The organism is Streptomyces xingningensis, from assembly GCF_054957865.1.
Map to the genome: position 1 here is coordinate 1 of NZ_JBDJPF010000127.1, position 5,121 is coordinate 5,121.

Sequence of the window (5,121 nt, forward strand, 5' to 3'; positions counted from 1 at the left end):
CACGGAACTTACGCTCGTGTCTCCTTTTCCACCGCCGCTCGGACGCGACCCGGCGGAACTCCAACGTTTCACAACCCCACAACCGCTGCCTCAAGCAGTGTGAGGTTGACACAGGGGATGTCATGCGGAGTCCCTCCGGCGGAGGTGGAGCAGTTCGTCCCGCTGCTCCATGCGGGGCAAAGGCCGCCGTCTTCGGGCAGGAGCTTGGTCAGGCGGTGCGGGGTGAGATGGCTGACCTGCAGCAGCTGCGGGCCTGGTGGCTTCCGCTGGGCCGGAGCGCCGATGCCGCCTGACGGCGGGAGCCCGGTCGGCGCTCTGGACGACCTTTCGGAGCGGTCCAGCGTGCTCGGCTTGCACAGCAGTACCTCCAGGCAGTGGTCCAGGACCAGGTGTTCTGTGCCATGGCCGGCGAGCTGGGAACGACGGGCGATCTCGCGGTGGTTGTCGAAGACGGCCAGTGTGTCGCCGGTGAGGTGGACGGTGACCTTGCGGTCGATGAACCGGACCGGGGTCGACAGTCGCACTGGTGCCGGGAGACGCTGCGGACGAACCCGTGGCCGGCGCCCGTTGCCATGGCGTGGGGCCGTTACCCGTGCCTGTGGTCGGGTTGCCTTTCGCCGGCCTGCAGGGACTGCCGGATGAGGCGGAAGAAGTGGTCACCACGGGTGATGACGAAGCGGTCGTCGAGCCCGCGGGCGATGTCGGTGACATCGCTGGGGCCGAGTTTCCAGGCCAGTACCCCGATGGTGAGGAACAGCGGCGTGCGGCGGTTCCAGCTCCGTGCGGCCTTGGTGAGGGCCTGCCGGGCCTCGCTCTTGCTGGTGGCCAGTCGGCCGGTGCTGAGTGGGACTCCCGAGACCATGGTGGTGCCGAAGTGGTCGGCCCAGTTCTGCCAGATGCCCAATGGTTCGGCGTCGCGGGCGTACGCCGCGACGGTCTGCGCGGACAGTTCACGGTCTTTGCCGTTCACGCGGTTGAGCGCACAGACTGCAGACAACCCAGCGCGCTCGAGGTAGTCACCCGTCTGCCGGGTGAAGTCGGACAGGCGCTCGCGCGGCCAGGCGTCGGGGTAGGCGTAGCCGAGGCCGGAGGGGCCCGCCACCAGTAGGTCGTTGCGGGTGGCGGTGCGCTGGTAGTACGCCAGGAACGCTGGTGCCACGTCGACGGCCAGGGGGCTGACCGACCAGTTCAGGGGCGTGCGTCCCCGCTGGGGATCGGCCCAGAGCTTACGCATGTGGTGCTGGTTGTACTGGAGGTTGTCCCCCTCGGTGAGGGTGAAGGTCACATGGATCCGGTTGCGCAGTGCGGGTGCGGCCACAGCGCGCTGGGTGAAGTGTTCGCGGGGTGTTCCGGCAAACACGGTGAGGTTGTCGACGTAATCGGTGGCTGCCACATACAGGCCGTAGCGGGAGGCCAGTTCGGTCCCGGCGGTCTCCTGGTCGTTCGGCCACCAGCCCAGATAGGGGGAATTGACCGGCATGTCGTCCATCAGCGACCGGAGCAGGTCCGTCTCCTGTGTCCGGGTGGGATCGGCCCACAGGACGAAGGCGCGGTTGGCCACCGCGTAATCGCGAAGGTTCTCCAGATTCTTGGCCGGGTCCAGGGCGACGAGCATGCGGTGGGTACAGTCCGGCCACAGGTTTCGCGCCGCCCACGCATACGCCGCATGGCTGCCGGAGAACCTGCCGCGCAGGTCGTCCAGCACCGGCAGACCGAGGCGGGCGGCCGTCGCGGCGGATGCGACGACGGCACCCCTGAGCCCGGCCAGGGTGGTGGCCACGTTCCGGGTGGCGGGCAGCGCGGGGTCGGGCACGATCGCGCCCGCGAAGTCGCCCCGGTACTTGCGGACCAAGGAGTCCAGTCCGGACACGGTGGTGTGCGGCACGCCCACCTCACGCAGCCAGGTGTCCCGTCCCTCCTCGAAGACTCCGGAGAGATAGATCTGCGGTCTGCGCCTGCTGGTCACCCCCTGCAGCGTGCTCAGCAGCACCCGGTCGTCCGCAGAGAGCGGTCCCAGGTCGACCACGTCGAGTTGGCGGGGCGCCGCCAGTGTGGGCAGCGCCTGGCCCCTGGGCCAGTTCACCGCCCGGCCCGCCGCCCGGGCCGTGTGTGCGGGCAGCAGCAGTGCGCCCGCTCCCATGGCTGCCTTGCAGAAGCGCCGCCGCGATCTGTCTGTCGGTGTCATGTCGCCTCGCCTCGTGGTGGTGCCCTTGTCTGGGAGGAGCGTGGCAGCACCGGGGGCCGGGAGTGAGCAACGACGCGAGGCTGTGCCCGCGGAAGTGCGTCCACACCGCGGGCCGTGGCCGGCGGCGGTTTTGCCTGAGCCCCGCCTGCACCCTGTGCAGGTGGGGCAGCCCATGGCCTCCGGAGAGGCCCGGAAGACCGGTGCACCCCGCTGACCGGCAGCATCGTCAAAGTGATCAGGATCTGGCTGCGAGAGCGCGGCGGTGAGCGCGGTGACCCGCTGTTCCCGACCCGCCGTGGCACTCCGCTCAGCCGGGATGCCGTCGAACACCTCGTCGCCAGGCACGCCCGGACCGTAGCGGCCACTTGCCCGTCGCTGACCGGCAAGCACGTCACTCCGCACATCCTGCGGTACAGCACCGCGATGGCGTTTCTCCACGCAGGAGTCGATGTCTCGGTGATTGCTCTTTGGCTCGGCCATGAATCGACCGAAACCACTCAGATCTCCCTACACGCCGACATGAGCATCAAGGAACGCGCACTCGCCCGCACGGCCCCGCCGGGAGCCCGCCCGGATGGTGAGTGGGTGTGTGGGTGATGGTCTGTGGTTGTTCCTGTTGCGGTTTGTTGTGGGGGGTGTGGTTGACGAGGTGCTGCAGGCCCTCGGGGGCAGTCTCACGAGCTCGGCCGGGTCGTCGGAGGGGAGGGCGGGGGTCTGGGTGATGTGTACGCCAATGATCTGTTCGGGGTTGAGGCGGTCTTGCGGCGGGGCGACGATCGCCCTCGCGTCGTTGCCGTGCGCGCTGTAGCGCTCGTACCCCAGGCGGCGGTGGTGCGTTCGGCGTTCTGGCCGCTCTCCCGGGTGGGCCGGGAGAAGGCGAAGCCGGGCAGGACGGGATTACTGCATGGAAGGTGTCGGAGCCGTTGCCGTCATGGTTGGCGGGCTGGCGCCGACTTTGCGGTGGCTGTGGCCGAGTGGCTGCTTTGCCGAGGGTGTTCTGGTGATCAAGTCCGATGTCGGGGCGCCCGCGCAGGGTAACGGGGCCGACGGTCTGGGAGGGTGGTGTTTCCGCAGGTCAGTGACCCCTTTCTCAGTGATGCAGGGCTGGGCTGGACGGCCCCCGAGTTGACATGCAAGTAAATACTTGCATGATGGATGGTGTGAGCGATGAGATGGACAGGGTCTTCAAGGCTCTGTCCGATGCGACCCGCCGGCGCCTGCTGGACCGGCTGCACGAGAACAACGGCCAGACCCTCAGCGAGCTGTGCGACGGCCTGGCGATGTCCCGCCAGGCGGCCACCCAGCACCTGGGCCTGCTGGAGGCCGCGAACCTCGTCAGCACGGCCAGGAGAGGCCGGGAGAAACTCCACTACCTCAACCCCGTACCGCTCCACGATATCCAGGAGCGGTGGATCGACAAGTTCGAACGCCCGCACCTGCGGGCTCTGAGCGCACTGAAACAGAAAGCCGAGCACGCCATGACCGCCAAGCCGCAGTTCGTCTACACCACCTACATCGAGGCCACCCCCGACAAGGTCTGGGAGGCCCTGACCGACCCCGGGATGACCGCCGCCTACTGGGGCCACAGCAACGTCTCGGACTGGCAGCCGGGTTCCGCCTGGGAACACCGCCGCACCGACGGCTCCGGCATCGCCGACGTGGCGGGCACCATCGTCGAAGCCGCCCCGCCCAAGCACCTCGTCATCACCTGGGCCGTCCCCGGCGAAGACCGCCCGAACGGCCCCTCCACGGTCACCTTCGACCTCAAGCCGCTCGGCGACACCGTCGTCCGGCTCACCGTCACCCACGAGAACCTGCGCGACGAAGCCGAACACCGCCAGGCCACCGGCGGCTGGTCCACGGTGCTGTCCAACCTCAAGACCTACCTCGAGACGGGCAAGCCACTGTCCTCGCCCCTGTGGTCCTGATCCGCGAACCGGACCGACCGCACCATCCCCCTGACCCCGCACAGCCACAACGCCAGCATGGACGTTCCACGTGACAGCGGCCACGTGGAATTTCCCCCGTTGGCGGCCAGTCACTGGAGAGATAACTGGCCGCCAACAGACACCTACTGTCACCACGGCACCCCTGCGCTGAGAAGCTGTTGTCTTTCCGGATTTGAGGACTGCGTTTTCGCTGGTCGGGCATGGGGTCGGCGATCTCGTGGGAGTGGTGGGCTGTCGTAGCGTCGCTCCTGTGGAGGTCGTGGATGCCGTCGGTCGTGGGGTTGCTGGAACAGCGCGAGCTCGCCGCTCGCCGTCGGGTGGACGGGTTGCGGGAGGAAGCCGACCGCGTTCAGGCCGAGTTGGCCGTGGCCGAACGCGAATGGAAGGAGTGGGCCATCGCCCGTTCACGGGTCGGCGAGGTGCTGGCCCCCGACGAGAGTGGGCAAGGCCACGCCCGGACCGGCCGGACAGCGCCGGCCGCCGGTGAGCAGGCCGGAAAGACGTCGTCAGCGCCGGGGGCGGCGAAGCCGAGATCGCAGGTGCCGGTGTGGCACGAGGGACTTGCCTGGACGGCGCTGTCGGTGGACTACCAGCGCATCCTGCAGGTGCTCACAGACCGGCATCGGCTCCATCAAGGGCCGTTGACCTGCCAGGAGATGACCGCCGTGTTCGGTATGGACGTGGTGCCGGCGCGGGTGGAGGCGCTGCGGTCGAAGGCGAAACGCCTGGTTGCGCGCGGCTGGCTGGCCGAGCAGGCGCCGGGCCGGTTCACGCTCGCCAAGGGCGTGGCCGGGCCAGGCGGCGGGTCATGAGCAGGATCATCGACCAGTAGACCATCGCCTCGGCGCTGGTGGTGCCCCGCTCGTAGTCGCGTGCCAGGCGGCGGGTGCGCATCAGGTGGGCGAGGAACCGCTCGACGATCCACCGCTTGGTTCTGTGGAATCTGATTTGTCAAGTAGCTCAGCCTTTGCCCTGGTTGACGGCAAC

At 68.5% G+C, this 5,121-nt stretch carries 4 protein-coding genes and 1 pseudogene; 3 read left to right on the forward strand and 2 right to left on the reverse strand.

The genetic code is table 11. From position 1 onward, the window contains the following. Positions 1-68: 68 nt before the first annotated feature. A complete protein-coding gene (locus tag ABCR83_RS32110; protein ID WP_462698789.1) occupies positions 69-524 on the reverse strand; it encodes a hypothetical protein in 456 nt (151 codons plus the stop codon). A gap of 62 nt (positions 525-586) precedes the next feature. After that, on the reverse strand, positions 587-2,185 hold the full coding sequence (locus tag ABCR83_RS32115; protein WP_462698790.1) for a GxGYxYP domain-containing protein: 1,599 nt from the start codon (positions 2,183-2,185) through the stop codon (positions 587-589). 204 nt (positions 2,186-2,389) lie between these two features. Here ABCR83_RS32115 and ABCR83_RS32120 point away from each other — a divergent pair. The 3 genes and pseudogenes from ABCR83_RS32120 to ABCR83_RS32130 form a co-directional block, all read left to right on the forward strand. After that, positions 2,390-2,782: pseudogene (locus tag ABCR83_RS32120) on the forward strand (tyrosine-type recombinase/integrase); the annotation flags it as partial. A 575-nt stretch (positions 2,783-3,357) separates the two neighbouring features. Further along, positions 3,358-4,113, forward strand: coding sequence for an ArsR/SmtB family transcription factor (locus tag ABCR83_RS32125; RefSeq protein WP_462698792.1), 756 nt, complete (start codon positions 3,358-3,360; stop codon positions 4,111-4,113). A 284-nt stretch (positions 4,114-4,397) separates the two neighbouring features. Beyond that, positions 4,398-4,946: a hypothetical protein gene (locus ABCR83_RS32130; protein WP_462698791.1), complete on the forward strand. Its 549-nt coding sequence runs from the start codon at positions 4,398-4,400 to the stop codon at positions 4,944-4,946. Positions 4,947-5,121 lie beyond the last annotated feature (175 nt).